This window comes from Cohnella herbarum (assembly GCF_012849095.1).
In the GTDB taxonomy this organism is placed as follows: Bacteria; Bacillota; Bacilli; order Paenibacillales; family Paenibacillaceae; genus Cohnella; species Cohnella herbarum.
Genome location: NZ_CP051680.1, coordinates 2,326,674 through 2,353,080, shown reverse-complemented (window position 1 = coordinate 2,353,080; position 26,407 = coordinate 2,326,674). Strand labels below are relative to the sequence as shown.

Here is a 26,407-nt window from a genome sequence, read left to right as displayed (position 1 = left end):
GTTCATGCGTGTCGTATTAACCGGAGGAGGTACGGGCGGACACATCTACCCGGCATTGGCCATCGGTCGCGAAGTCGAGGCCAGACAGCCCGGCTCTTCCTTGCTCTATATCGGAACGAGTCGCGGATTGGAGAGCCGGATCGTTCCGGAGCAAGGCATCGCGTTCGAAGACGTCACGATTACCGGCTTCCGCCGTTCTCTGTCTTGGGAGAACGTGCGGACGGTCATGCGTTTTGTGCAAGGCGTGCGTCGCTCTAAACAATTACTTAGAAAATTCAAGCCCGATGTCGTCGTCGGAACCGGAGGATACGTATGCGGCCCTGTCGTCTACGCCGCTTCGCGTCTCGGAATTCCGACGCTTATTCACGAACAGAACGTCATTCCGGGTCTTACGAATAAGTTTTTAAGCCGATACGTGGATGGAGTCGCTGTCAGCTTCTCCGAATCCGTCGGTCTCTTCGAGAAGTGTCCGGATGTCGAGTTCGCCGGAAACCCTTGCGCTACGAGGGTATTGAAGGCGGATCGGAACAAAGGTTTCTCGTCGTTAGGTTTAGCAAGCGGTACGCCGTTCGTGCTTGTCGTGGGCGGCAGCGGCGGAGCGAAAGCCATTAATCAAGCAATCGAGCAGACGTTGCCGATGTTGCACAAGATGACGGATACCCACTTCGTATTCGTGACCGGCGAAAGATTTTTCAAAGAAACGGAAGCGGCAATCCATCGGTTGAACCCGGAGGCTTCTAAACGGGTGCACGTGCTTCCGTATATTCACAATATGCCTGAAGTATTGGCCGCGGCGACTTTATTCGTCGGTCGGGCCGGGGCATCCTTCTTGGCGGAGGTTACTTCGCTGGGCTTGCCGTCCATCCTGATTCCTTCGCCTAACGTGACGAATAATCATCAGGAGGCCAATGCTCGAAGCCTTGCGGACGCAGGCGCGGCTATTATGATTCTGGAACGGGAATTGACCGGCGAATTGTTATTCCGGCATATGAGCGCCATCATGGGCGATGCCGTGCGCAGAGACTCGATGTCCCGGGCTTCGCGCGGAATGGGCATGCCTAAGGCGGCTGCCGCGATTTATGATCAGATCGTTCGTATACAACGAAAAAGATAAACTATCAGGTCCTTCGGAAAGCTAGCTAATGGGCGATTGTCACCACCCCCGCCCAGTCGTCATAAGATACAGCGTGATCGTGACTGCCGAACCGAGGCGGACGGTAACGACGGCAACGTGCAGCCCTGAAGGACGCGTAAGGAGGATAACACCATGCAACGATTGGTCGCTGAACTAGAACAAGCAGGAATCGGCCATGTGCGGGTGAACGAACCGCTTGCCGGACATACGACTTGGAAAATCGGCGGACCTGCGGATATTTTGCTGATCCCGGGGACGGAGGATGAACTCGCAGCAGCTTTGCGGATATTGCAAAGCCATGGCGTACCTTGGTGTATGCTCGGTCGGGGATCGAATACTCTGGTATCCGATAAAGGGGTTCGAGGAGCCGTCATTAAGCTAGGCGACGGTTTCGACGAAGTACGATTCGATGGCGAGACGGTGTCTGTAGGCGCGGCGTACTCGTTCATCAAGCTGTCGGTCATGTCGGGCAAGGAAGGCCTTACCGGCTTGGAATTCGCGGGAGGAATTCCGGGAACGGTAGGCGGAGCCGTGTACATGAACGCCGGAGCCCATAGTTCGGACATTTCGCGTATCTTACAGTCAGCCGACATCATTTGGGAAGACGGGAGTCGGGATGTATTTGGGAAAGAAGAGATGAAGTTCTCTTATCGCCATTCCATTTTGCAGGAACGGCGGGGGATTATTACCCGAGCGGTATTCCGGCTGGCGAACGGAGACCGTAAGGAAATCGCGGCGGCGATGGCCACTTATAAAGACCGGCGACGCCGTACCCAACCGCTCCAAATGGCTTGCGCGGGCAGCGTTTTTCGCAATCCGCTTAACGATCATGCCGCGAGGCTCATCGAAGCGGCCGGATTAAAGGGGCTGCGCGAAGGCGCTGCGGAAGTTTCCCAAGTGCATGCTAACTTTATCGTCAACCATGGCGGTGCGAAGGCTGAGGACGTTCTCACCCTCATACGACGAGTACAACACACTATCGAACAAACTTATGGAATCCTACTAGTACCGGAGGTTCTCTTGTTGGGTGAGCGGTAATCCGGAGGTGAAACCCTTGGACAATTTGGTGATTGAAGGCGGGCAGCCGCTTTCGGGCACCATTCGTATCCACGGAGCCAAAAATGCTGCTTTGCCGATTTTGGCCGCCAGCTTACTCGCGGAAGGAAAAGTGACGATCCGCAACGTTCCCAGGCTGCTTGACATCGAAGTCATGCTGGACATTTTGCGGGATCTCGGGTGTAAGGCCCGACATCAGGATGCGGTAGTGACGGTCGATTCGGCAGTCGCGACATCCTCTCACATTCCGGAGACGCTGATGCGGAAAATGCGATCATCGGTCTTTTTGATGGGACCGCTTCTCGCTCGTTTCGGGGAAGCTCAGCTCTACCAGCCGGGAGGGTGCGCGATCGGCGAAAGAAAGATTGATTTGCATTTGCGCGGTCTTGCGGCTCTTGGTGCGAATATAGAAGAAAAGGGCAGCAGAATCGTCTGCTCCGCCCGTCGTCTCAAAGGAGCCGAAATCAGTTTGGATTTTCCTAGCGTCGGCGCTACGGAGAACATCATGATGGCTGCCGTTCTGGCTCAAGGCCGGACGACGATCATAGGTGCGGCAAGAGAGCCGGAAATACAAGATTTACAGCAGTTTCTCAATCGGATGGGCGCGCAAGTATCGGGCGCCGGTACGGATACGCTCACGATAGATGGAGTAGATTCGCTGTACGGTTGCGATTTCGAGGTTATTCCCGACCGTATCGTTACGGGAACGGTCATGGTCGCGGCCGCCGCAACCCGCGGGGAAGTCACGCTTGAGAACACCCAACCGGGACAATTGACGTCGCTCATTCACGTCCTTCGTCGGGCAGGTGTTCAAATAGAGGTCGGCAATGATATAATGAGAGTCGGCGCGATTAAGCGCCCTTCCGCGGTCGATCGTATCGTCACGTCGCCTTATCCTGCTTTCCCTACGGATCTGCAGGCCCAGGTGATGACGTTGTTGGCGTTAGCGGACGGCGTGAGCGTTATGAAGGAAACGATTTTCGAAGGCCGCTTCAAGCATGTGGATGAACTGTGCCGCATGGGAGCCGATATTCGGGTCGATCTGAATAATGCTTTTATTCGCGGCGTACCACAGCTTTATGGAGCGACAGTCGAAGCGACGGATTTGAGAGCGGGGGCAGCTCTGGTTATTGCGGGGTTGGCTGCGCAGGGTCGAACCGTAGTGGAGCAAGTGCATCATATCGATCGCGGGTACGATCGAATAGAAGAGATGTTTCGCCAGATCGGCGGCAACATTACCCGCGAAGTCCACAAGAGCAAGGTCTACAGCTAAAGGTGATGGTTCCCCGCCGCAGAAGCCTTCTTCCGCTGCGGGGCTTTTTTGTTAAATTGTTGGACAAGGGGGGACGGATAGTGGCTGAAAGGATTCCCGCGTTAAAGCGCGAGGAGAAGATTCCACGCACTCGACGCGGGAAAAGATTGTTGAGACTTTTAATCGCACTGATTGTAATCGTGCTTATCGTGTTGTTTTTCCGGTCCCCTCTAGCCGAAATCTCGGAAATCCAAATCGCGGGCACCGAATACTTAACCAAAGAAGAAGTTTTGCAACAGCTCGACGTAACCCCCGGAGATTCTTTTTTCGTTCCGAGCATCGGCCAAATTAAGGAAAGGCTGAAAGGGCTCAAACCGATAGAGAAAGTGACGATTATTAAAAACTTCCCGGGAGTGCTGCGCGTCGAGGTCAAGGAGTTCCCGCAAGTCGCGGTGAAGCTTTCCGCGGACAATAAAGTGCTCGCCGTACTTTCCAATGGGTTGACGTTACCGATCCCGGAAGGTAGAGTGCTAGATAAACCGATTCTATCGGGATGGAAACCAGAAGATGCAAACTTGATTGCGCTGTGCCGAGTATTGAATGAATTGCCCGGATATTTACTTGCCGATTTATCGGAGATTCATCCGGATCCGTCCGTTTCTTATCCGAACCGGATCAAAATGTTTACCCGCTCCCGATTTGAAGTCCTTACGACAGTGGAGAAGCTGAAGGATAAAATACCTTACCTTGGCGATATCGTGCAAAATCGGGAGCCGGGAAGGATTATTATGTTGGAAGCGGACACTTATTTGCCCTATTCGGCGGAAAATGTTACAGATGCGCCTGGAGGAGCCGATAAAGTTAAGGAAAAGGACTCTACTCAATAAACCAAAAGAATGCTAGAATTTCTTTTAGGGTGAAATGGGTAGTGCGAAATGAGACTTTTTCATCTTCCTAACGTATAACCAAAAAAATTGTAGAAAAAAGAGGGAAAACCTCGTGGATGTGGAATATGTAGAGGAAGCATCCCTTGTACGCAGCTACTTTCATCGATCTACGGGAGGTGCCACCGGTTGAGTAACAACGACCTCATCGTCAGCCTGGATATTGGAACTTCGAAAATCCGGGTGATTATCGGGGAGATCAGCAACGGGGCCATTAACATCATTGGCGTTGGATCTGCAGATTCCGATGGAATCCGCAAAGGCGCCATTGTAGATATTGACCAAACCGTGCAGTCCATCCGCAATGCCGTCGATCATGCAGAACGCATGGTCGGTATCGGAATTAGCGAGGTTTACGTCGGGATCTCCGGCAATCATATTGCTTTGCAGAGTAATCACGGAGTCGTCGCCGTTTCCAACGAAGATAGGGAAATCGGAGAAGAAGATATCGAACGTGTTTTGCAAGCGGCCAAAGTGGTTGCCTTACCGCCTGAACGGGAAATCATTGGACTTGTTCCCAAGCAATTTTTAGTTGACGGGCTGGCGGATATTCAAGATCCGCGCGGCATGATTGGCGTTCGTCTTGAAGTTGAATGTACGATTATCACAGGAACCAAAGCAGCGGTACATAACCTGATGAGATGTGTTGAGAAGGCAGGTCTGCGTATTTCGGGCCTTATCTTGATGTCACTCGCGTCAGGTATGATGGCTTTAACCAAAGACGAGAAGCAAATGGGTACCGTTCTAGCCGATATAGGCGCAGGCTCGACAACGCTTGCCATATTCGAAGGCGGAAGTCTGGCAGCCGTTTCAACGCTTCCGATCGGCGGAGACTATGTGACGAGCGATATTTGTTACGGCCTCAAAACTCAAACGGAACACGCGGAGAAAATCAAGCTCAAGTACGGGTGTGCCCGTACGGAGGATGCGGCAGAGGATCAGAAGTTCAAAGTGATGAGGGTCGGAAGCAACATGGAGAAGGAATTCTCCCAGTTCGATCTTTCCAACATCATTGAGCCTCGCATGCAAGAGATTTTCCAAATGATCCGTCAAGAAGTCAAACGGCTTGGTTACCACGACAAAATTAATGGATACGTACTGACGGGAGGATCCGTCTCTTTACCTAGCGTTCTACCATTGGCGCAAATAGAGTTGGAATCCAATGTAAGAATCGCTGTTCCGGATTACATCGGTGTGAGAGATCCGTCTTTCAGCAGCGGTGTCGGCATGATTCAGTATGTAACCAAATACGTTCGAACGCGCGGCGCAGTCGGAACCAAACGCGCACCGAAAGCGAAAGCGGCCGGCGGCAGCACGAATACGGCGTCAAAGCCTGGCATTGTTGAATGGTTCAAAAACATGTTCAAGGAATTTATTTAAGCCGCCGCTTATTAAGGAACCATTCAAGCGAAGCAAGGAGGAGTTAGCAAATTATGTTGGAGTTTGATTTTGAAATGGAGCCACTCGCGAAAATCAAAGTCATTGGAGTCGGTGGCGGCGGCAGCAACGCTGTAAACCGGATGATCGAGAACGGCGTCAAAGGCGTCGAGTTCATTACCGTTAACACGGACGCGCAAGCCTTGCACTTAACGAAGTCTGAGCAAAAGCTGCAGATCGGGGACAAGCTTACTCGAGGTCTCGGTGCGGGAGCAAACCCGGATGTTGGTAAAAAAGCAGCTGAAGAATCCAGGGAGTTCATTACGAATACGTTGCGTTCCGCGGATATGGTTTTCGTTACCGCGGGAATGGGTGGTGGGACCGGTACCGGTGCTGCACCAGTCATCGCGGAATTGGCGAAGGAATGCGGAGCGCTTACCGTCGGTGTCGTTACTCGTCCTTTTACATTTGAAGGGCGGAAACGTTCTTCGCAAGCGGAAATCGGCATCGAGGCGTTGAAGGAAAAGGTAGATACGCTTATCGTTATTCCTAACGACAGACTGCTTGAGATCGTTGATAAGAAAACGCCTATGATTGAAGCATTCCGAGAGGCTGATAACGTATTACGCCAAGCCGTTCAAGGGATTACCGATTTGATCGCGGTTCCGGGACTGATCAATCTAGATTTCGCGGATGTGAAGACAATTATGTCGGAACGCGGATCTGCATTGATGGGTATCGGACAAGCAGCAGGCGAGAATCGTGCAATGGAAGCCGCACGAAAAGCGATATTGAGCCCGCTATTGGAAACTTCTATCGAAGGTGCTCGCGGTGTTATCATGAACATTACCGGCGGCTCGAACTTGTCTCTTTACGAAGTCAACGAGGCAGCCGAGATCGTTATCTCAGCGTCCGATCCGGAAGTGAACATGATTTTCGGAGCGAGCATTGATGAAAACTTGAAGGACGAGATTAAAGTCACGGTTATTGCTACCGGATTCGAGCACAAAGGACCTTCCAGACGTCCTGTTGCGACTCCTTCACAGCAACCTCAAGTAAATTCGGTCACGGAAACCGCTAGCGCGGCAGAGAGCCGTCAGACGGGTAATCTTCGTCCGTTCGGCAATCAGAGCTTATCGAGCGATCAATTGGACATTCCTGCGTTTTTACGCAATCGTCCGCGCAATGATCGTTAAATCTATTCTTTTTATGATAAAGCCTCGTATTCACACTTGTGGATACGGGGCTTTTTTGTCGTTTCGTAGAGAATAGAATTCGCTCATCTATTCCGAAGCATCTACGTCCATAAATTTATCCCGCCATCCCAAAGGACGGCGTAAGCCGTTTATGCCAGTCGACAAAAAAAGGTTTTGGGGGTCGGCAAGATTAGACAGACACCGAATTTGAAAGCGATTATACTGGGTTCATCCATCCCGGCCTGCCAATGCGCTACCGTTTTCCGGGCGAATAAGGATGGGGGGTTACCTATGATCGTTTATGTAGATTTAGTCTTCTTCACCAATCTTGCCGTTGATGGTACCGTTCTTCTAACAACCGCCAAAGCGCGTCAGCTTCGGCCATCCCGGGGTCGGTTATTTGCTGCCGCTTTTCTGGGGGCCGCTTATGCGGCTGTGATGTTCTGGGCTCATGTCCCTTATCTCTATTCTTTCGGAGCTAAGGTGTTGATCTCGCTCGTAATGGTTCTGCTCTCTTACGGATATGGGGGACCGTTGCACTTTATTCGTAACCTGGGCGCTTTTTACTTGGTGAGCTTTGCGACGTTAGGCGGGGTTATCGGGTTATCCTTTCTACTTCGGTCTGCGGAATCCCCTTGGAGCGGAATCACCTACACCTCGGATGGCGGATTGCTCTTGGAGTGGCAATCCCAACTCGGTCTGTTCGTGATCGCCTTCCTGTTATCCGTATGGTTATTTCGAAGTACATCGGAAACGAGACGAAAGAGGCAAGATCTGGAGCAACTGTTCTGGGAAGTTGAAATCAGGATAGACGACGGTAGTTGGAAAATGAACGCTCTCTTAGACACGGGCAATCGACTCTACGATCCGCTGACCCGTATACCCGTCATGATCATGGAGGCAAGCGTTTGGAAGGAACAACTGCCCTCGGGGTGGTGCGAGAGATTAAAGGGCGAATCCGCGGATAAGCTTATTTCCGAGCTGGATGCTCGAGCCTCCGAGGAATACCGGTGGGGTAATCGGCTCCGACTTGTGCCTTATCGTGCGGTTAACGGCTCTACGCGTCTTATGTTGGCCATAAAGCCTGATGTGGTCGTATTGTCTCGGGAAGGACATCCCCTTCTTCAAGTGAACCGGGTTCTTATTGGTTTAGATGGAGGCACGTTGTCATCCGAAGGAACTTACCGCGCCATCGTCCATCCCGACATGGCTCAAGCCGACCCTATAACATCGGCTCCATCTCAACCTGCGTGACAGGAGGTTAGCAGAAATGTTCGTGAACTTGAAATTAAGGTCCCAATTGTCGTTTTATCGCCTGTTATTCTGGTTTGGTTGGAAGAGCGAAGAAGTCTACTATATCGGGGGAAGCGAAGCATTACCTCCGCCTTTGAGCCGTGAAGAGGAAGAATATTTACTGGAAAGATTGTCGACGGGGGATGCGGCTATTCGGGCTATGCTTATCGAGCGCAACCTTCGACTAGTCGTCTATATCGCTCGTAAATTCGAGAATACGGGTATCCATATCGAGGATCTTGTATCGATCGGAGCCATCGGTCTTATTAAAGCTGTAAATACGTTTGATCCGGATAAAAAAATTAAATTAGCTACTTATGCTTCCCGGTGTATCGAAAATGAAATTCTGATGTATTTGCGAAGAAATAGCAAGACGCGTACGGAGGTCTCTTTCGACGAACCATTGAATATCGATTGGGATGGGAACGAGTTGTTGCTTTCCGATGTGCTAGGTACCGAGAATGATACGATTTATCGCAATATTGAAGAACAAGTCGACCGCAAGTTGCTTCATAAAGCTCTAGACAAGCTTAGCGAAAGAGAGCGAACAATCATGGAGCTTCGCTTCGGACTAGCTGACGGAGAAGAAAAAACCCAGAAGGACGTTGCCGACTTGTTGGGCATTTCTCAATCGTATATTTCAAGGCTGGAAAAACGCATAATTAAGCGGCTCCGTAAGGAATTTAACAAGATGGTGTAACAATTGCGAGAATATTCATGGTTTTCGCACTTCTTTTTTCGGTATCCATTAGTGTCAAACATCGGAATAAAAACCCCCTACCCGGAGATACTTTACATTAATGCTGCTCCCCGGGAGGAATTGCCTTGACCCGCAACAAAGTGGAGATTTGTGGAGTGGACACCTCAAAGCTGCCCGTTCTGACCAATGCCGAAATGAGGGAATTATTTCTCGCTCTGCAAACCCGAGGTGAGATTACCGCCAGGGAAAAATTAGTAAACGGTAATTTGCGTCTGGTATTGAGTGTAATCCAACGGTTCAATAACCGTGGAGAGTTCGTTGACGATCTCTTTCAAGTCGGTTGCATTGGCTTAATGAAAGCCATAGACAACTTTGATCTGAGTCAGAACGTCAGATTTTCTACCTATGCGGTTCCGATGATTATTGGGGAAATCCGTCGATATCTGAGGGATAACAACCCGATCAGAGTGTCCCGCAGCTTGCGCGATATTGCTTACAAGGCGTTGCAAGTAAGAGACCAACTGACGAATCAACACTCCAGAGAACCGACGATATTGGAAATATCGGAGGTACTGAACGTCCCGAAAGAGGATATCGTATTCGCTTTAGATGCGATTCAAGATCCGGTATCTTTGTTCGAGCCGATCTATCATGATGGCGGTGACCCCATCTTCGTTATGGATCAGATTAGCGACGAACGCAACAAGGACGTGCAATGGATCGAAGAGATTGCCCTTCGCGAAGCGATGAGGAAGCTCAATGATCGCGAAAAAATGATTCTATCCATGCGGTTTTTCGAAGGCAAGACCCAAATGGAGGTCGCCGACGAAATCGGCATCTCGCAAGCTCAAGTATCTCGTCTGGAGAAGTCAGCTATTCAGCAAATGCAAAAACACGTAAAAACTTAATTCCAGCGCTGTTTGAGAGGGTGAAGGCGACTTCATCCTCTTTGCGTTACTCGAGACAAATCCCTCTGACCATTATCCCTTTCGCTCAGTATTCGAGGATTTACCCCAATCCCAATCCCAATCCCAATCACAATCACAATCACAATACAATTAAAATCCAATCCAATCCAAATCAAAGTCACAGTTTCAGACTCTATGCCAAACAAACTTCATCCGCGATCCTTTAGAACAATTTCAACCCTTTCAATTCACAATCTCAACCAAGCTCAATTCTCCAAAACTCAATCCTTAACCGGCATTTGCATCCCCAGCCATAGCGACAGCTATGGTTCATCTTCAACCCATCCCCAGCTCATCTTCAACCCATCTAGAGCCTATCTCCAGGCCAACTCCAGCCTATCTCCAGCCTATCTCTAGCCTATCTCTAGCCTATCTCTAGCCTATCTCCAGCTCCAATCCATCTCATCTCAAGCCATCCTCAGACCCATCCTCAGACCCGTCCTCAATCCCTATAGCCATTATCCCCTTAGCTCAGTTTTCGAAATGAGTCAAGCCGAGTGATACGTTTCGGTGAAGGATAAAAAGCATGAATAGGAGCAAAGCAGTTGATGATCTTAACATAATCCAGTAACACCTAAGATTCTAACTCTGATATGCATGTGTTGGACTGCCTGATCAAGAAATCTACCCAGCATTTTTCAGGAGTTCAAAGTAGCTTCGCTTATGGAGATTGGAATTGTTCGAGCGGCCGATTAATGTAGGATAGTCTAAAGCAGGCGTCGTGCCACTATGCAGAAGGAGGGAGCTAAACCGGCTGGAATTTCTATTCGCACTATTGAAACCATAGCAAAATTGATCTAAATAAGATTGCAAGTGTTTAGAGCCAATGCCATTAAAAGTGAAATTTATCCAATTGGAAGCTTGAATGCTCATTTGGATGAGCGGGAAGTGTCTATTGCGGCTAAACTTCTGTGTAATGACTGTAATATCAGTAACTGAGGGATCAACGTATTGCGTGATGAAAGACTGACTCGCTGCGGGAGTAATACGGTCATGGATGAGGTGGTGATCGGGAACTTGCATGATTTTGAGGTGTGTGATTTGGTTGTGTTCATCGATAGAGGCGCCGGCGAGCAAAGGCTGCTCTTGCGGATGCCGGAACACCGTTGGATTGTAAGGATGACCATAGACTGACCAGTTGACCCGAACTACTCCGGAAAGCAGTTCAGATGAATCGGCGAAGGACATTGCATGTCGAATTTTGTGGCAAATCAGCCAAGCTGTTTTGTAGGTTGTACCTATGATCGAAGACAGTCTTGTAGCGCTGATTCCGCGAGGTTGCGAATGCAGAAACAAGGCTTGAAACCAAAGGATTAGAGGTGTGCGGCTGTTTTCCATGATCGTACCGGCTGTTATTGATGTTTGGACATGACAAGAACGGCATTCATATAATGGATGTTTACGGGTACGGATGAGGTAAAAATTTTCGTGCGAGCATCGTGGACAACGAAATCCTTCAGGCCAACGGGCGGAAAATAAAGCTTGAGTACACTTTTCGTCGGTGTCAAAGAGCTCACAAAAAAGCTCGTAAGTTAGTTCGTTATGCACCATGGATCACCTCTTTACAGGAACATCTGTTCTTATTTTATTTTACATAAATTGTGTGTTTTAGTCAAGGGTTAGAGGAAAGGGATGCTGATTTTATGATTCTGAACGAAGGGGATATTCAGATAGCGCGACGACGAATTACTGATCGAAGGGGATAATGGCTGCAGTAGCTGGAAGGTGATATTTAATCGCGATGGGCTGGGTAATGGAGGTGGTGAGGAAAAGTTTACTGATCGAAGGGGATGATGGCCGTAGTAGCTGGAATGTGATATTTAATCGCGATGGGCTAGGTATTGGAGGTGGTGAGGAAAAGTTTACTGATCGAAGGGGATAATGGCCGTAGTAACTGGAATGTGATGCTTAATTGGCTGAGGGGTGAGGCATTGGAAAAAGCGGGGGAGGAGTTTTTCTGAACGAAAGGGATAATGGCAGCAAAGGTTGGAGCGAGATGATCGATCGGCGCTGAGGGTCGTAAGGATGAACATGTGGAAGGACAGGAAGAAATTGCAACAAAGTTTTGCGCACAGACGTTTATTTATTATGCTCCCTGATGCGTACTCCGTACATTTTTCCAGACTGGCTCATATATTGGATAGTAGGGTACGAATGCCCGGTCGATTGGGGGCGAGGGAATTGAAAATATCGGACTTTCAGACGAAGGACGTAATCAACATAGTGGACGGAAAGAAGCTGGGGCAAGTTAGCGATTTGGAATTGGATTTACGTCAAGGACGGATTGATTCGATCGTCGTACCTACTTCCACTCGACTGTTCGGAATGTTCGGCAGCGGTAACGATGTTGTCATCCCATGGAGGAATATCGTAAAAATCGGAACGGACGTCGTGTTAGTGCGTTTGGATGATGCGAAAGTATATCGGCTAGAAGACGGGGAACAGCATTCGGGAAGATAGCGCGCCTAGGCGCTTTCTTCCGATTGCCGCGGAGCTATGTTAAACTGAGTTCGGAGGTGTGTATGACTTGGAGCCTTTTCAATTGCGCCTGGAGGACGAGGGATCTTCACTGTTATTGCTGCAATCTTGGTGCGATAGAGACGGGATAACCGCCGGATTCACAACTAGACATGCAGGGAATACTGCTCTTCATGTGGGAGATGAACCTCAGGCCGTAATAAACACTCGCAAAAAAATCAGCTCAAGTTTAGACTGGAAATTCGAAGTCTTCACATGCGCAGAGCAAGTTCATAGCAACGAAGTGTTTGTAGTGACCAAAGAGGATGCGGGGCGAGGCAGGGCGGATCGGACGAGCGCGATTCAAAGCACGGATGCGTTGATTACGAATGAAACCGATGTTTTGCTGGCGATGTATTTTGCGGATTGCGTTCCTTTGTACTTCTTTGACCCCGTAACCGAGAGTTTGGGACTTGCACATGCGGGATGGAAAGGAACCGTATCGGAAATAGCGGTAAAAACGGTTGAAAAGATGCGGGACGTATATGGCGCGCGACCGGAAAATCTGATGGCGGCTATCGGTCCTTCGATCGGGAGTTGTTGTTACGAAGTAGACGATCACGTGCTTCAACACGTATATCCGCTAGTACAATCGTTACGCGAAAATAATTCATTATTTAACGGGACGGACACGATTATAACTGATAAAACGGATAGTCGCGCGAACCTTGACTTGAAACATTTAAACCGACATCTTATGATAAAAGCAGGAATTTTGCCGAGCCGCATCGAAATGTCATCATGGTGCACAAGTTGCCGTAGTGACGTTTTGTTTTCCCATCGTAAGGAAAACGGGGTCACGGGACGGATGATGAGCTGGCTAGGAAAGAAATCGAGGTGATCGTTTCGTGACATTGCAAAGCCGTCTGCGAGACGTGGAAAGTCGGATTGAACAAGCTTGCATTAGAAGCGGCAGACAACGAGAAGAAGTAAAGATTATCGCCGTTACCAAGTATGTCTCCGTGAACACGGCCCAGGACGCGGTGCAAGCCGGCGTTTCACATATCGGCGAAAACCGCTGGCCGAATGCGAAAGCGAAATGGGATTCATTGAATGGACAAGCCGTTTTTCACTACATAGGATCTATGCAAACGAACAAAGTAAAGGATGTCATCGGAAAATTCGAATACGTTCATTCTCTAGATCGTCTGTCTCTGGCAGAAGCCATTCACAATAGGGCGGTATCGCTGGACATTCATGTTTCATGTTTCGTGCAGGTTAACGTTTCAGGCGAACAGTCGAAGCATGGCATGTCTCCGGATGAAGTTAAGCCGTTTTTGACCGAACTTCGTAAGTATGATCGGATAAAGCCGATCGGCCTAATGACGATGGCGCCTTACGAAAGCGAGCCGGAAGAGACAAGACCCGTATTTCGAGCGCTGAGGCAGTTAAGAGACGATTTAAACGAATGGTCCTTTTTGAAGGAGCCGCTGACGGAACTTTCGATGGGAATGTCCAATGATTTCGAGGTTGCCGTAGAAGAAGGGGCTACCTGGGTGCGTTTGGGAACGGTGCTGGTAGGGAAAGAAGACATAGAGGAGGGATAGTTATGGGCGTCATGAACCGGTTCTTGAATTATTTTGGTTTACAAGAGGAGAATGAGCTCGAGCAAGACATGGATCGCGAACGTTATGTGGGTTCCGAAGAGCAAGAAATTGAAACCCCTACGTTCGATTCGCGTAAACAATCAGGAAAGAATAACGTCGTTAGTATTCATTCCCAGAAAAACTCCCGGGTCGTGCTCACGGAGCCCCGTTCCTATGATGAAGCGCAGGAAATCGCCGATCAATTGAAATCCCGCCGTTCCGTCGTTGTAAACCTGCAGCGCGTCAGAAGGGATCAAGCGATTCGGATCGTGGACTTCTTAAGCGGTACCGTGTATGCACTCGGAGGCCACATCTCCAAGTTAGGACCGGACATCTTCCTCTGCACGCCGGATTCGGTGGAAGTGTCGGGAACGATTACGGAGATGTTGTCTGAGGAAACCGCTGACTACCCCAAAATGAGGTGACACCAGGTTGGATCAAATAGAAAGTTATATCGGTATTTTGTATCGCATCTACTCGTATATGATCATTATCTACGTACTTATGTCTTGGTTACCTTCCGTCCGCGAAAGCTTCGTAGGGGAACTGTTAGGCAAGTTAGTGGAGCCATACTTAAAACCGTTCCGCCGTCTGATTCCTCCTATTGGAGGAATGCTCGATATTTCGCCTATCGTTGCCTATTTCGCATTGGGCTTCGTAGCCCAAGGGATTATAGCCGTATTGAATTTCTTGTTCTAAGATTGAAGGTGTCAAATGTCGCATAGAGAAATTTACGAGCATTTTCATCCGGATGAAAAAGCATTCGTGGATCGCGTCTGGGAATGGGTCGAACGCGCCGCTGAACGTCACGAGACGAAGCGGACGGATTTTCTCGACCCTCGCCAGGCGCATATTTTATTTACGCTTGCGAATCGCCATCCCGATGCCCAAGTCCTGTTATCCGGCGGTACGGCTCAAGCCGAAAGGCAACGGGCAATCATCGCGCCCGACTATAAGAGGTTGGATGATGTCGATCTTGGTATCGCGGTATTAGTCATAACCTCCGAAGACCGCCGCATATCCGAATTGGATCATGGGGACTATTTGGGGGCGCTGCTCGGGCTTGGCATCAAAAGGGATAAGATCGGCGATTTGCACTTGAACGAGGATGGCTGCCATGCGCTTATTGCCGAAGAGATCGGTGATTTTCTCATCGGTCACATGAAGCAAGCTCACCGTATCGACGTAAGCGTCAGTATACGGCCTCTCGAAGAACTAAAGGAAGTCGTTATTAAGCTAGAAGAGCAAGTGTTATCCGTAGCTTCCATGCGGTTGGACGGTATCGCAAGCGACGTGTTTAGGCTGAGCCGGACGAAAATTCTCGCTCCGATCAAGGCGGGACGATGCAGGGTGAGTTGGAAGCCGGTCGAAGATCCGTCTCATCCGTTGAAGGCGGGAGATATCGTTTCGATGAAAGGGTTCGGCAGATTTAAGGTGCTCGAAGTGGAAGGCGTGTCGAAAAGCGGACGAATCAGAGTGAGAGTCGGTAAATTTGTGTAGCCGGTTAGAAGGATTTTCGCGGCTTTCGTCGAATTCAGTCATTGAACAAGCTACATAACATGGAAACTAGACTCTAGGAGGTGCGCCAATGCCACTTACGCCATTGGACATCCATAACAAAGAATTCGCACGCCGACTTCGCGGATACGACGAGGATCAAGTGAACGAGTTTCTCGATCAGATCATCAAGGACTATGAAGCGATGATCCGCGAGAACAAGGAGCTGCAAAATTTAGTCGCGGCGTCTCAGGATAAGCTCGGCCACTTCTCTAACATTGAGGAAACGCTAAGCAAAACCATCATCGTCGCGCAGGAAGCCGCAGACGAGTTGAGAGGCAATGCGAAGAAAGAAGCTCAGCTCATCGTGAAGGAAGCGGAGAAGAACGCGGATCGCATTATTAACGATGCGCTGTCCAAGTCCCGCAAAGTCGCTTTGGAAGTCGAGGAATTGAAGAAACAAGCGACGATCTATCGCGCTCGGTTCCGCGCATTGATTGAAACGCAGATGGAACTGTTGACGCAAGATGGATGGGATTCGCTGGATAGCCGCGAACCTCGTGGCATCGAAGCCTAAGTTCCGTCGGGAAAGATCCCTCTTGGGATCTTTTTTTGATTATATTATCGATAACGGGTTTGACAAAAGCTTCGCCAAAAAGTATAACAGGGATATAAGATTAATTCCTGAAATGTCGAAGACGGGAAAAAGTAGTCACGTTGTCCGAAATCCAGAGAGCTGGCGGCAGCTGCGAGCCAGCATGAGGAACGTGCCGAAAATCATCCCCGAGATGCTCCGTAGAACCCCGAGGACATGAAATGCCCAAGGGTAGTAAACGGCGCCGGACGTCCACCGTTATAGGGAACGCGCATGACGTAAGGAATCGCAGCCAAGCTGTCGAGCCTTCGATGCGTTGCGAGTTGCCGTCAGTTTCCCACGAGGAAGCAGGGCGGAACAAGGGTGGTAACGCGAGATAACCTCGTCCCTTTCCAGGGGCGGGGTTTTATTTATTGTCACGAAAGGATGAGGAACGATGCAACGCGTAGACGTTAAAGAAAAAGCAAGAACACGCGAACGGCGTATTTTGGAACAATGGAACCGGGAGGACACGTTCCGCCGGTCGATCGACAATCGCGAAGGGAAACCAAACTTCGTTTTCTATGAAGGACCGCCAACCGCTAACGGCAAGCCGCATATCGGTCATGTACTCGGTCGTGTCATTAAGGACTTCGTAAGCCGCTATAAAACGATGTCGGGCTATCGCGTTATTCGTAAAGCCGGCTGGGATACGCATGGCTTACCCGTCGAGCTTGGCGTCGAGAAGCAGCTCGGCATTTCGGGTAAACAAGAGATCGAAAAATACGGCGTCGAGCCGTTCATCATCAAGTGCAAAGAGAGCGTGTTCGAATACGAGCGCCAATGGCGCGAGCTGACGGAAGCGATCGCTTATTGGACCGATCTGGACGATCCTTACATCACGTTGGATAACAACTATATCCAGAGCGTATGGCATGTTCTGGCGACGATCCATGATAAAGGATTGCTGTACCGCGGTCACCGAGTAAGTCCGTATTGCCCTTGCTGCCAGACGACGTTAAGCTCGCACGAGGTTGCCCAAGGTTACGAGGATGTCAAAGATTTGACGGCTACGGCGAAATTCAAGCTGAAGGAAACCGGGGAATTCATTCTCGCATGGACGACGACTCCGTGGACGCTTCCAGCGAACGTCGCGCTTGCCGTTAATCCGGAATTGGATTATGTCCGAGTTCGCCAAGACGGAGAAGTATACATTATCGCTTCCGCTTTGGCTGACAAAGTCATGAAGGGCGAATACGAAACTTTAAGCACCGTCAAAGGTCGCGAGCTTGTCGGCCTTCATTACGAGCCGCTGTTCCCGTACGTGACGGTAGAAAACGCTTATCGCGTCATCGATGCGGACTACGTTACGGATTCCAGCGGTACGGGGATCGTTCACATTTCCCCGGCGCACGGGGAAGACGATTACCGCGTAGCTCGCCAGCACGAAATCCCAATGCTGATGGTCGTGAACAACGAAGGCAAATACATCGACGAAGTAACGGACTTGGCTGGTCGTTTCGTCAAGGATTGCGACGTCGACATCGTCAAGATGTTATCCGAAAAAGGCTTGTTGCACCACAAAGAAAGAATGGAGCATAGTTATCCGTTCTGCTGGCGCTGCAAAACGCCTCTCCTCTATTACGCGACGGAGAGCTGGTTTATCAAGACGACCGCCGTTAAAGATCAATTGATCGAAAACAATAAGTCGATCCAGTGGTATCCCGAGCATCTTCGCGACGGCCGCTTCGGAAAGTTCCTTGAGGACCTGGTCGATTGGAACATCAGCCGTAACCGTTATTGGGGCACACCGCTTAACGTATGGACTTGCGAATCTTGCGGTAAAGAGAAAGCACCTCATAGTATCGCGGAGCTTCGCGTTCTTGCCATCGGAGACGTTGCGGAAAATATCGAGCTGCACAAGCCTTACGTTGACGCGGTTCACCTTCGGTGCGAATGCGGCGGCGTCATGAACAGAGCTTCGGAAGTGATCGACGTCTGGTTCGACAGCGGCTCCATGCCGTTCGCTCAATATTTTCACCCGTTCGGGGACGAAGCGAAATTCCAAGAGCAATATCCGGCCGACTTTATTTGCGAAGGAATCGACCAAACTCGCGGATGGTTTTTCAGCTTGTTGGCGGTCTCGACGTTGTACAACGGCAAAGCGCCGTACAAATCGGTTATCTCCACGGGTCACGTTCTGGACGAAAGCGGTCAGAAAATGAGCAAGTCCAAGGGGAACGTAATCGACCCTTGGGAGATCATAGATGAATTCGGGACGGACGCTTTCCGTTGGTCGTTGCTAGCGGATAGCGCACCTTGGAACAGCAAACGATTCTCTAAAGGAATCGTGGGCGAAGCCAAATCCAAAGTCGTGGATACGCTCGTCAACACTCATGCTTTCTACGCCCTCTATGCATCAATCGACGGTTACGTAGCGGATGAGCACAAGAAGGTGCAAACGAATAACAAGCTTGACCGTTGGGTCATCTCGCGCTTGAACACATTAATCTCTGACGTTGCAAAAGGGTTGGAAGTCAACGATTTCCTGAATCCGGCCAAAGCGATCGAAACGTTCATCGACGAGTTGTCTAACTGGTACGTGCGTCGCTCCCGCGATCGTTTCTGGGGCAGCGGATTGACGGACGACAAGCTTGCGGCTTATCAGACGCTTGGAGAAGTTCTGTTGACCCTATCTAAGCTGATTGCTCCGTATGCGCCGTTCGTATCCGAAGATATTTACGGAAACTTGGGCGGCAAAGGAAGCGTGCATCTGGCGGATTATCCGCGATCGGATGTGGCGGCAATCGACGCGAAACTGGAGAGCGAAATGGCCGCTGTTCGAAACATGGTGGAGCTAGCTCGGAACATTCGTAACGAGTCTAGTTTGAAAACGCGTCAACCCCTCTCGGAATTACTCGTTTCCTTAAGCGGAGAATTCGATTTGTCGGGTTACGAGGACATCATTAAAGACGAGATTAACGTCAAAACGATCACGATCGTGAAAGACGACAGCGGATTCGTTAACTTTAACCTCAAGCTCAACTTAAAAGTCGCTGGCAAAAAATACGGCAAAAACGTCGGTCCGATCCAAAACGCATTTAAGGGGCTGTCAAGCGAAGAGACTCGCCATATCGTTCAGACGGGCAAATACGACTTCGTATCACCGGACGGCGAGGCGCTAACGGTGGAGCTAGAGGAAATTCTAGTCGAGAAAGAAGCGAAGACGGGTTTCGCGTCGGCATCCGGAAGCGGTCTTACTGTCGCGTTGAATACCGAAATTACGCCCGAGCTCGAGCAAGAGGGCTGGGTACGCGAAGTCATTCGCGCGGTGCAAGACACCCGCAAAAAACTGGATCTGCCGATCGAGAAAAGAATCGATCTCGTTCTCGAGGTCGATGCCGAGCTCGAAGCCGCGCTTCGCGCGTTCGATCACGTGTTGAAGGAAAACGTCCTCGTGAACCAAGTATCGTTCGGACGGACATCCGGTACGGAGGCCGTGCAAGCCGGAGAGAAAACGATCGGCGTCGCCATCGTAACGGAAGCATAATTAACGAGGCAAGTAGCTAAACATAATAAGGAAAACGAAAAGACGAGCTCCTGACTCCGACGGTTAGCGGAATAAATTACCGTTAACCTTCGGAAGGGCTCGTTTTTCATTCGGCGGACAGGGGTAATGAAGGAAAAAGACGCCTGAAGGGATGTGCGGTTATGGGCGACAATTCCAAAAACGAGAAACAACCGAAGGCGAATCAGATCAGCGTAAAAACGACGCCCGAGGCGAAAGCGGCGGCCGAATCGACAGAACGCTTGGCGCATGAAGCGAAAGATTTAAGGGGAACGCTCGGATTTCTGTCGGAGAAGCTTGAGCGTTTATCCATTGATATGGAGAAGGCGCAATTAAAGGAATACGTAAATCTTATGCACCGGCCGTGGCAGCTGATTTGGAAAAATTTCATCGCGGGATTATCGCGGGGAGTGGGCATCGCGCTCGGCTTTACTTTTTTTGCCGCGACGATCGTTTATTTATTGCAGTTTCTGGGGGCGCTTAATTTGCCTATCGTCGGGGATTACATCGCGGATATCGTGCGGATTGTGCAGCGTCAGCTTGAAATTAATCCTTATTGAGTTGCCGGAGTATGATGCTTTAATGCCAAATCTACGCAAATGTACCTTTCTCCAGCCGCTTCCTCTCCGCCCATTGCCTTGATGAGATTTAAGGGTGGCAATGGGCTCCAAGAGGCGGACGTAAACTCTCAGAAAGATACATTTACTTCGATTTGGCAACGCATCCGACTATTAATATTAATTTGATAAATCTCAAGGGATTTTATTTATAAGTGTCATCCACCACTTCATCCGGCTCGAGGAGATGGTCGCCTTCGTTGGAGGCCATGTATTGACGGTAAGCCCGATTGCGGACGATCGCTACGTTGTGGCCTGTAATGTCGGTGGCGAGGAAGCTTTCGAGCGGTTCGACGTAACCGTCGTTCTCGTCCGCTTCGATGGCCATGTTTCCGTAATCGTCGATGTTATTGCCTTCGGCCATGGCCGGACTGTTAGAAGAGCCCCATGATTCGACGATTTGCCAGGCATCCTCTCCGTCGAATCCGGTTTCGTCCCGTTCGTCTACGCTGCTGCGCCCGAAGGGCGGGTAAAGGAATAATTCCTCCGCGGGACGATTATCCGAAGTTTCTTGCCTAGGCTCATGTTCTACGCAATAGATCGCGGTCGGCATGGCTTCAAGCCGTTCGAACGGAATAAAGCTTCCGCAGGCGACGCACCGGCCATACTCTCCCGTTTCCATGCGGGACAACGCTGCATCGACTCGCTCCAGGCGGAAAGCTTCCTTTTCCAATAGGGCCAAATCTTTACTTCGTTCGAACATCTCCGATCCCGCGTCCGCAGGGTGGTTATCGATTCCGGATAGCTCTCCAGTTGAATCTCGGTACGAAGACGCCAAGCCGAAGTGGCCGTTCTCGTGTACTCTTTTTTCTAAATCGTCGCGTTCTTGAATCAATCGTCTCTTAAGCGCTTGAATTCGGTCTTGCCCTAACGAAAAAGTCAAGATGTCCACTCCCTTCATCTTCTGACTGCTTGTAGTTTTCTCGAGTTGCACCTGTTTTACGTGCGGATTACCGCGGGCAAGTATGGGGGTTCTGTCGAATTTTACTTGCCCTTCATGGACGCTCCTTATCGCAATGTGATAAAATCAACACGCAGGAGAAACGGATGAGGAGCGGATAAATCGGATGCAACGTCGAGTTTGGCCTATTTGGACCTATTATGTCATCGCAGTTGTCGTTTTTCTAATTGATTATGCGAGCAAAAAAATCATTAATCGCACGGTGGAACTGGATACCGAGAAAATTCCGGTTCTGGGGGATTTTTTCGTTATCACTCATATCCGTAACCGAGGCGCAGCATTCGGAATGCTTCAGGAGCAACGTCTGTTTTTTCTGATCGTTACGGTTGTCGTCGTCGTGGGCATTCTTTGGTATTTGCACCGTTCGTTCCGCTCGGGAAGCACGCTTTTGCTTGTTGCTTTGGCTGTCATTCTTGGCGGCGCGGTAGGGAATTTTCTGGATCGCGCGCTATTTGGAGAAGTCGTGGATTTTCTGCAATTTAACTTTGGGTCGTATACGTTTCCGATCTTTAATCTGGCCGATACCGCAATATGCATCGGCGTAGGATTAGTCATCTTGGATTCGTTTCTGACCATGAAACAGGAGAATAAATCGAATGGCAATGGAGATCAACCCCAAGAACAGCAATCCGTCTGAAGATCTTGAACAAGGAACCGAAAGTCAATTCAACTGGAAGATCGAAGACGGTCAATCCGGAGAACGGATCGACAAGCACATCGCGGAAACGCTAGCGGACAAGTCCGTATCCCGTTCGCAAGTTCAGGAATGGATCAAAATCGGAGCGGTTACGGTTAACGGCCAATCCGTGAAAGCCAACGCCAAGATTTCGCATGGAGACGAGATTCAAGTGTCTTTGCCCGAGCCTGAACCTTTGGAAGCTTTTCCGGAAAATATCCCGCTTGATGTCGTGTATGAAGATAGCGACGTTATCGTCATCAACAAACCTCGCGGAATGGTCGTTCACCCTGCGGCAGGTCATCCTAGCGGCACTGTCGTTAATGCGTTGCTATACCACTGCAAAGACCTTTCCGGGATCAACGGAGTCATGAGACCCGGAATCGTACATCGGATAGACAAAGACACTTCCGGCTTGCTAATGGTCGCGAAGAACGATCTTGCGCATGCGTCGCTTGCCGAGCAGTTGAAGGAGCATAGCGTGACCCGCAAGTATTACGCGCTCGTATACGGCGTGATGCAACATGATAAAGGAACGATAGACGCTCCGATCGGACGAGCTAACCACGACCGTAAATTGTACGTCGTAACGGATAAGAACAGCAAACACGCCATTACTCATTTTGCCGTTGCGGAACGTTTCGATGAATATACGCTACTCGAACTAAAGCTGGAAACCGGAAGGACTCACCAAATCCGGGTCCACATGAAATACATTGGTTTCCCGCTGGTCGGAGATCCCGTGTACGGGGGAAGAAGCGGCCGTACGCTAGGCATGACCGGCCAAGCGTTGCATGCGGGCATACTCGGCTTTAAACATCCGCGTTCGGGACAATATTTGGAGTTCTCGGTTCCGATCCCGAATGATCTGGAAGAAGCGTTAACTATTCTTAGAACCCGTTAATCGGGCTTGTACGATAGCGCTGCGATTTCTGCAAATGATGTGCATAAAAATCCATGGAGGTTCAAGTCGTTATAAGTCATAGTTTGAATCATAGAATGAGAAACTAATGGACTTATAAGGAGTGTCTGAACTTGACCGTGGAAAAATACCAATCGACCTTTATTCAAGAGCAGTTCGCAAGCCGCATCGGCGGAGCTAACTATGGTAAGGACACGAATATTTATAAATTCGAGAAAATCAAAAGGGCGAAAGCGGCAGCTAAAAAAGCTCACCCCGACATGGAATTAATCGATATGGGCGTTGGCGAGCCGGATGAAATGGCAGACGCCGGAATCGTGGCCAAGCTGGCGGAAGAAGCGGCCAAGCCGGAAAACCGCGGTTACGCCGACAACGGGATAACCGAATTCAAAGCCGCGGCAGCCCAGTATTTAAAAGAAGTTTTTTCCGTCGACGGCATAGACGCCGAAACGGAAGTTCTTCATACGATCGGCGCTAAGCCTGCTCTTGCGATGTTGCCGACGGTCTTCATCAACCCGGGCGATGTTACGATTATGACCGTACCGGGTTATCCGGTTATGGGAACGCACACGAAGTATCTTGGCGGAGAAGTGTACAATATCCAACTGACCAAGGAAAACAACTTTCTTCCGAATCTCGATGCGATCCCGGAAGATATCGCGCAACGCGCGAAATTGCTGTATTTGAACTATCCGAACAACCCGACGGGCGCCGCGGCTACCGTAGCGTTCTTCGAGAAGGCTATCGCGTGGGCGAAGAAGTACAATGTCGTTGTCGTTCACGATGCTCCGTATGCCGCGCTTACTTACGACGGAGTTAAACCGTTCAGTTTCTTGTCCGTACCGGGCGCGAAGGACGTAGGAGTTGAACTGCACTCACTGTCCAAGTCCTACAACATGACGGGTTGGCGGATCGGCTTTATCGCCGGTAACCCGCTTATCGTTAAAGCTTTCGGAGACGTGAAGGACAACAACGATTCCGGTCAATTCATCGCGATTCAGAAAGCGGCCGCATACGGTCTGAACAATCCGCAAATTACGGAAGCGATCTCGGCCAAATATTCGCGGCGCCACAATAAACTCGTTGCGGCACTGAACGAAATCGGATTCCGCGCCGAGAAACCGAAGGGCTCCTTTTTCTTATACGTAGAAGCTCCTAAAGGCATCGTGGGCGGACAACGTTTCGAGTCGGCGGAAGACTTCTCCCAATACTTGATTCGCGAGAAGTTGATCTCCACCGTGCCTTGGGATGACGCGGGTAAATTCGTCCGCTTCTCCGTTACGTTCATCGCGCAAGGAGAAGCCGAAGAAGCGCGCGTGATCGATGAAATCAAACGGCGGTTGACCGATGTGCAATTCGAATTTTAATCTAGCCGAATTCCTTGACACTTCATGTCGAACATGGGATAATCATTGTTAATGAAACGGGTACCTTTAACTCAGTCCTGAGAGGCTGGCAAGGTGGCGCAGAGTTGACACATATCTAAGGTTTTGCGGCCTTTAGCATGGGCATGTCCTGCAGACTTATTGCAGTGCGTGGACATGTTATGCGGACGCGAGCCCCGATATCCTCATCTGACTGATTCCTCCTTGCGTAAGACGCAAGGAGTTTTTTTATGTGCAAGTATCGCGTGAAGGAGAGGAGGGATCGAGATGTCAGACTCCCGCGTCATCATGGATGAATCCGCCATTCGGCGGGCGCTTACCCGAATTGCTCACGAGATGGTCGAGAAAAATAAAGGGATTCAAGGCTGCGTGCTCATCGGTATCCGGACAAGGGGCATTTACCTTGCCAAACGCGTAGCCGAGCGGATTTTGGAAATCGAAGGCCATCCGGTTGCGGTCGGCGAGCTGGACATTACCCGATATCGCGACGATCGGCCTCACATCGCCGAATCAAGCATCACGACTCCGGATGAGGAGTTGAAGCTTTTGGTAAAGGATAAACGAATCATCCTTTTCGACGATGTGCTCTATACGGGACGGACGATACGCGCGGCATTGGATGCTCTCATGGATTGCGGGCGACCGCAGTCGATCCAACTCGCGGTTCTGGTGGACCGGGGACATCGCGAATTGCCGATTCGTCCCGATTACGTTGGCAAGAACGTGCCGACCTCTCGGCACGAGCAGATTGACGTTTCGTTACAGGAGATCGACGACGACGATTGCGTCACGATTCTTCATCCGCGAGAAGCGGAGATCGGTCGATAACGTCAGCAAATGACAACAGCAGAGGAGGCGCAACAGAAATGGCAACATGGATACTAAACGCGAAGACGCTAAACCAGGAAACCGGCTCTACTGAGATCAAACACGTAAGGGTAGACAACGGACTTATCGCGGAATGGTTGGACGGCTCCGTTATGCCGGATACGGCTGGCGCAGAAGTCATCGATGCGCAGGGCAAGCTAATCTCGCCAGGATTGATCGATATGCACGTTCACTTGCGCGAACCGGGTTTTGAATATAAGGAAACGATCGCTACCGGAACCGAATCCGCCGCGAAAGGCGGTTTTACCGTCATCGCGCCAATGCCTAACACGCGCCCCGTGATGGACACACCGGAAACGATTCGACTCGTTCTGGATAAAGCGGCGACCGAAGGCGTCGTACGCGTACTGCCTTATGCGGCGATTACGAAAAACGAGCTCGGACGCGAATTGACGGACTTCGCCGCGCTTAAGCAAGCCGGAGCGATCGGATTCACGGATGACGGCGTCGGCGTACAGAACGCGCAAATGATGAAAAACGCGATGACTCTGGCTCAGTCGCTTGATATGCCGATCATCGCGCACTGCGAAGACGACACTCTTGTTGAAGGAGCGGCAGTCTCCGAAGGAGCTTTTGCTAGGAAACACGGTCTGAAAGGCATACCGAACGAATCCGAAGCGATTCATGTCGGCAGAGACATCCTGTTATCCGAAGCGACAGGAGTTCATTATCATATCTGTCACGTCAGTACGGAACAATCGGTGCGCCTGATCCGCTTGGGTAAATCCGTCGGAGTGAACGTGACCTCGGAGGTTTGCCCGCATCATCTGCTCCTCTCGGACGAACATATTCCGGACAGCATGGATGCCAACTGGAAAATGAATCCGCCGCTACGGACGCCTAAAGACGTGGATGCTTGCATTCAAGGTCTGGAGGATGGAACGATCGACATTATCGTCACCGACCATGCTCCCCATAGCGAAGAAGAAAAGGCTCGCGGCATGGAGAGGGCTCCGTTCGGAATCGTCGGTTTTGAAACGGCATTTCCGCTTCTTTATACGAAATTCGTCCGAACGGGACGTTGGAGCCTAGATTTCCTGATTCGCCGCATGACCTCCGATCCGGCAAGAGTATTCCGGTTACCTTACGGAACGCTGAAGGTAGGCGCACCCGCGGATCTTATACTTATCGATCTCGAGAACGAACGGGAAGTCGATCCCGGGAAGTTCCTTACGAAAGGCCGCAACACCCCGTTCACGGGGTGGAAATTATTTGGCTGGCCGACATTGACGATGGTTGATGGCAAGATTGTTTGGACAGAAGAGAACGGCATTAACCGCTAAGGAGTGATTGGG

The 26,407-nt window shown here is 50.3% G+C and carries 25 protein-coding genes and 1 other annotated feature; of the genes, 23 read left to right on the top strand and 2 right to left on the bottom strand.

Features of this window, described 5'->3' with window-relative positions; all coding sequences use genetic code 11:
* Positions 1–4 precede the first annotated feature (4 nt).
* The 9 genes from murG (at position 5) to sigG (ending at position 9,861) form a co-directional block, all read left to right on the top strand.
* Complete coding sequence (gene murG / locus HH215_RS10640; RefSeq protein ID WP_169279878.1) at positions 5–1,114, top strand: undecaprenyldiphospho-muramoylpentapeptide beta-N-acetylglucosaminyltransferase; 1,110 nt, start codon at positions 5–7, stop codon at positions 1,112–1,114.
* A 153-nt stretch (positions 1,115–1,267) separates the two neighbouring features.
* Positions 1,268–2,173 (top strand): UDP-N-acetylmuramate dehydrogenase, encoded by a 906-nt coding sequence (murB, locus tag HH215_RS10635; RefSeq protein WP_169279877.1) that lies wholly within the window; start codon positions 1,268–1,270, stop codon positions 2,171–2,173.
* 16 nt (positions 2,174–2,189) lie between these two features.
* On the top strand, positions 2,190–3,464 hold the full coding sequence (murA, locus tag HH215_RS10630) for a UDP-N-acetylglucosamine 1-carboxyvinyltransferase (RefSeq protein WP_169279876.1): 1,275 nt from the start codon (positions 2,190–2,192) through the stop codon (positions 3,462–3,464).
* Between the two features lie 80 nt (positions 3,465–3,544).
* Positions 3,545–4,330: a cell division protein FtsQ/DivIB gene (locus HH215_RS10625; protein ID WP_169279875.1), complete on the top strand. Its 786-nt coding sequence runs from the start codon at positions 3,545–3,547 to the stop codon at positions 4,328–4,330.
* A gap of 186 nt (positions 4,331–4,516) precedes the next feature.
* Positions 4,517–5,767: a cell division protein FtsA gene (gene ftsA, locus HH215_RS10620; protein WP_169279874.1), complete on the top strand. Its 1,251-nt coding sequence runs from the start codon at positions 4,517–4,519 to the stop codon at positions 5,765–5,767.
* Between the two features lie 53 nt (positions 5,768–5,820).
* Positions 5,821–6,960: a cell division protein FtsZ gene (gene ftsZ / locus HH215_RS10615; RefSeq protein ID WP_169279873.1), complete on the top strand. Its 1,140-nt coding sequence runs from the start codon at positions 5,821–5,823 to the stop codon at positions 6,958–6,960.
* Positions 6,961–7,251: 291 nt separating this feature from the next.
* The gene (gene spoIIGA, locus HH215_RS10610) at positions 7,252–8,214 is read left to right on the top strand and encodes a sigma-E processing peptidase SpoIIGA (protein WP_169279872.1); all 963 of its coding nucleotides are present in this window, start codon (positions 7,252–7,254) and stop codon (positions 8,212–8,214) included.
* 16 nt (positions 8,215–8,230) lie between these two features.
* Positions 8,231–8,953 (top strand): RNA polymerase sporulation sigma factor SigE, encoded by a 723-nt coding sequence (sigE, locus tag HH215_RS10605; RefSeq protein WP_169279871.1) that lies wholly within the window; start codon positions 8,231–8,233, stop codon positions 8,951–8,953.
* Positions 8,954–9,078: 125 nt separating this feature from the next.
* Positions 9,079–9,861 carry an RNA polymerase sporulation sigma factor SigG gene (gene sigG / locus HH215_RS10600; protein WP_169279870.1) on the top strand — a complete coding sequence of 261 codons (783 nt, stop codon included), beginning with the start codon at positions 9,079–9,081 and terminating at the stop codon, positions 9,859–9,861.
* A 684-nt stretch (positions 9,862–10,545) separates the two neighbouring features.
* On the opposite strand, the gene HH215_RS10595 is transcribed toward sigG, so the two are convergent.
* Positions 10,546–11,472 carry a transposase gene (locus tag HH215_RS10595; protein ID WP_169279869.1) on the bottom strand — a complete coding sequence of 309 codons (927 nt, stop codon included), beginning with the start codon at positions 11,470–11,472 and terminating at the stop codon, positions 10,546–10,548.
* Positions 11,473–12,102: 630 nt separating this feature from the next.
* Between HH215_RS10595 and HH215_RS10590 the strand changes: the two genes are divergently transcribed.
* From HH215_RS10590 to HH215_RS10550, 9 genes are all read left to right on the top strand, one after another.
* Positions 12,103–12,381, top strand: a complete 279-nt coding sequence (locus tag HH215_RS10590; RefSeq protein WP_169279868.1) for a YlmC/YmxH family sporulation protein — start codon at positions 12,103–12,105, stop codon at positions 12,379–12,381.
* 67 nt (positions 12,382–12,448) lie between these two features.
* Entirely contained in the window at positions 12,449–13,279 is an 831-nt protein-coding gene (gene pgeF / locus HH215_RS10585) for a peptidoglycan editing factor PgeF (RefSeq protein ID WP_169279867.1), read from the top strand.
* A gap of 7 nt (positions 13,280–13,286) precedes the next feature.
* Positions 13,287–13,985: a YggS family pyridoxal phosphate-dependent enzyme gene (locus HH215_RS10580; protein ID WP_169279866.1), complete on the top strand. Its 699-nt coding sequence runs from the start codon at positions 13,287–13,289 to the stop codon at positions 13,983–13,985.
* Between the two features lie 2 nt (positions 13,986–13,987).
* Complete coding sequence (locus HH215_RS10575; protein ID WP_169279865.1) at positions 13,988–14,449, top strand: cell division protein SepF; 462 nt, start codon at positions 13,988–13,990, stop codon at positions 14,447–14,449.
* 7 nt (positions 14,450–14,456) lie between these two features.
* Positions 14,457–14,723 (top strand): YggT family protein, encoded by a 267-nt coding sequence (locus HH215_RS10570; protein ID WP_169279864.1) that lies wholly within the window; start codon positions 14,457–14,459, stop codon positions 14,721–14,723.
* Positions 14,724–14,738: 15 nt separating this feature from the next.
* A complete protein-coding gene (locus HH215_RS10565) occupies positions 14,739–15,524 on the top strand; it encodes a YlmH family RNA-binding protein (RefSeq protein WP_169279863.1) in 786 nt (261 codons plus the stop codon).
* An 88-nt stretch (positions 15,525–15,612) separates the two neighbouring features.
* Positions 15,613–16,098 (top strand): DivIVA domain-containing protein, encoded by a 486-nt coding sequence (locus HH215_RS10560; RefSeq protein WP_169279862.1) that lies wholly within the window; start codon positions 15,613–15,615, stop codon positions 16,096–16,098.
* 109 nt (positions 16,099–16,207) lie between these two features.
* Positions 16,208–16,509 (top strand) — a binding site (T-box leader).
* 43 nt (positions 16,510–16,552) lie between these two features.
* Positions 16,553–19,645, top strand: coding sequence for an isoleucine--tRNA ligase (ileS, locus tag HH215_RS10555; RefSeq protein WP_169279861.1), 3,093 nt, complete (start codon positions 16,553–16,555; stop codon positions 19,643–19,645).
* A gap of 161 nt (positions 19,646–19,806) precedes the next feature.
* Complete coding sequence (locus tag HH215_RS10550) at positions 19,807–20,223, top strand: DUF5665 domain-containing protein (protein ID WP_254450437.1); 417 nt, start codon at positions 19,807–19,809, stop codon at positions 20,221–20,223.
* A 202-nt stretch (positions 20,224–20,425) separates the two neighbouring features.
* Here the strand turns inward: HH215_RS10550 and HH215_RS10545 are convergent, their stop codons facing one another.
* Positions 20,426–21,163: a TraR/DksA C4-type zinc finger protein gene (locus HH215_RS10545; protein ID WP_254450436.1), complete on the bottom strand. Its 738-nt coding sequence runs from the start codon at positions 21,161–21,163 to the stop codon at positions 20,426–20,428.
* 184 nt (positions 21,164–21,347) lie between these two features.
* Here HH215_RS10545 and lspA point away from each other — a divergent pair, with 184 nt between their 5' ends.
* The 5 genes from lspA (at position 21,348) to pyrC (ending at position 26,395) form a co-directional block, all read left to right on the top strand.
* Positions 21,348–21,878 carry a signal peptidase II gene (lspA, locus tag HH215_RS10540; RefSeq protein WP_169279859.1) on the top strand — a complete coding sequence of 177 codons (531 nt, stop codon included), beginning with the start codon at positions 21,348–21,350 and terminating at the stop codon, positions 21,876–21,878.
* Positions 21,838–22,821 carry an RluA family pseudouridine synthase gene (locus HH215_RS10535; protein ID WP_169279858.1) on the top strand — a complete coding sequence of 328 codons (984 nt, stop codon included), beginning with the start codon at positions 21,838–21,840 and terminating at the stop codon, positions 22,819–22,821. Before lspA ends, HH215_RS10535 begins: the two co-directional genes overlap by 41 nt.
* A gap of 131 nt (positions 22,822–22,952) precedes the next feature.
* Positions 22,953–24,206 carry an LL-diaminopimelate aminotransferase gene (locus tag HH215_RS10530; protein WP_169279857.1) on the top strand — a complete coding sequence of 418 codons (1,254 nt, stop codon included), beginning with the start codon at positions 22,953–22,955 and terminating at the stop codon, positions 24,204–24,206.
* A 285-nt stretch (positions 24,207–24,491) separates the two neighbouring features.
* The gene (pyrR, locus tag HH215_RS10525) at positions 24,492–25,052 is read left to right on the top strand and encodes a bifunctional pyr operon transcriptional regulator/uracil phosphoribosyltransferase PyrR (RefSeq protein ID WP_169279856.1); all 561 of its coding nucleotides are present in this window, start codon (positions 24,492–24,494) and stop codon (positions 25,050–25,052) included.
* A gap of 38 nt (positions 25,053–25,090) precedes the next feature.
* Positions 25,091–26,395 carry a dihydroorotase gene (pyrC, locus tag HH215_RS10520; protein WP_169279855.1) on the top strand — a complete coding sequence of 435 codons (1,305 nt, stop codon included), beginning with the start codon at positions 25,091–25,093 and terminating at the stop codon, positions 26,393–26,395.
* Positions 26,396–26,407 lie beyond the last annotated feature (12 nt).

Excerpts from the sequence above, each read along its gene's own strand:
- HH215_RS10550 (WP_254450437.1), top strand. The coding sequence starts at position 19,807 with ATGGGCGACAATTCCAAAAACGAGAAACAACCGAAGGCGAATCAGATC.
- pyrC (WP_169279855.1), top strand. The coding sequence starts at position 25,091 with ATGGCAACATGGATACTAAACGCGAAGACGCTAAACCAGGAAACCGGC.
- sigE (WP_169279871.1), top strand. The coding sequence starts at position 8,231 with ATGTTCGTGAACTTGAAATTAAGGTCCCAATTGTCGTTTTATCGCCTG.
- pyrR (WP_169279856.1), top strand. The coding sequence starts at position 24,492 with ATGTCAGACTCCCGCGTCATCATGGATGAATCCGCCATTCGGCGGGCG.
- murB (WP_169279877.1), top strand. The coding sequence starts at position 1,268 with ATGCAACGATTGGTCGCTGAACTAGAACAAGCAGGAATCGGCCATGTG.
- HH215_RS10560 (WP_169279862.1), top strand. The coding sequence starts at position 15,613 with ATGCCACTTACGCCATTGGACATCCATAACAAAGAATTCGCACGCCGA.
- lspA (WP_169279859.1), top strand. The coding sequence starts at position 21,348 with ATGCAACGTCGAGTTTGGCCTATTTGGACCTATTATGTCATCGCAGTT.
- ileS (WP_169279861.1), top strand. The coding sequence starts at position 16,553 with ATGCAACGCGTAGACGTTAAAGAAAAAGCAAGAACACGCGAACGGCGT.
- HH215_RS10535 (WP_169279858.1), top strand. The coding sequence starts at position 21,838 with ATGGCAATGGAGATCAACCCCAAGAACAGCAATCCGTCTGAAGATCTT.
- ftsZ (WP_169279873.1), top strand. The coding sequence starts at position 5,821 with ATGTTGGAGTTTGATTTTGAAATGGAGCCACTCGCGAAAATCAAAGTC.
- HH215_RS10575 (WP_169279865.1), top strand. The coding sequence starts at position 13,988 with ATGGGCGTCATGAACCGGTTCTTGAATTATTTTGGTTTACAAGAGGAG.
- spoIIGA (WP_169279872.1), top strand. The coding sequence starts at position 7,252 with ATGATCGTTTATGTAGATTTAGTCTTCTTCACCAATCTTGCCGTTGAT.
- murG (WP_169279878.1), top strand. The coding sequence starts at position 5 with ATGCGTGTCGTATTAACCGGAGGAGGTACGGGCGGACACATCTACCCG.
- HH215_RS10595 (WP_169279869.1), bottom strand. The coding sequence starts at position 11,472 with ATGGTGCATAACGAACTAACTTACGAGCTTTTTTGTGAGCTCTTTGAC.
- HH215_RS10565 (WP_169279863.1), top strand. The coding sequence starts at position 14,739 with ATGTCGCATAGAGAAATTTACGAGCATTTTCATCCGGATGAAAAAGCA.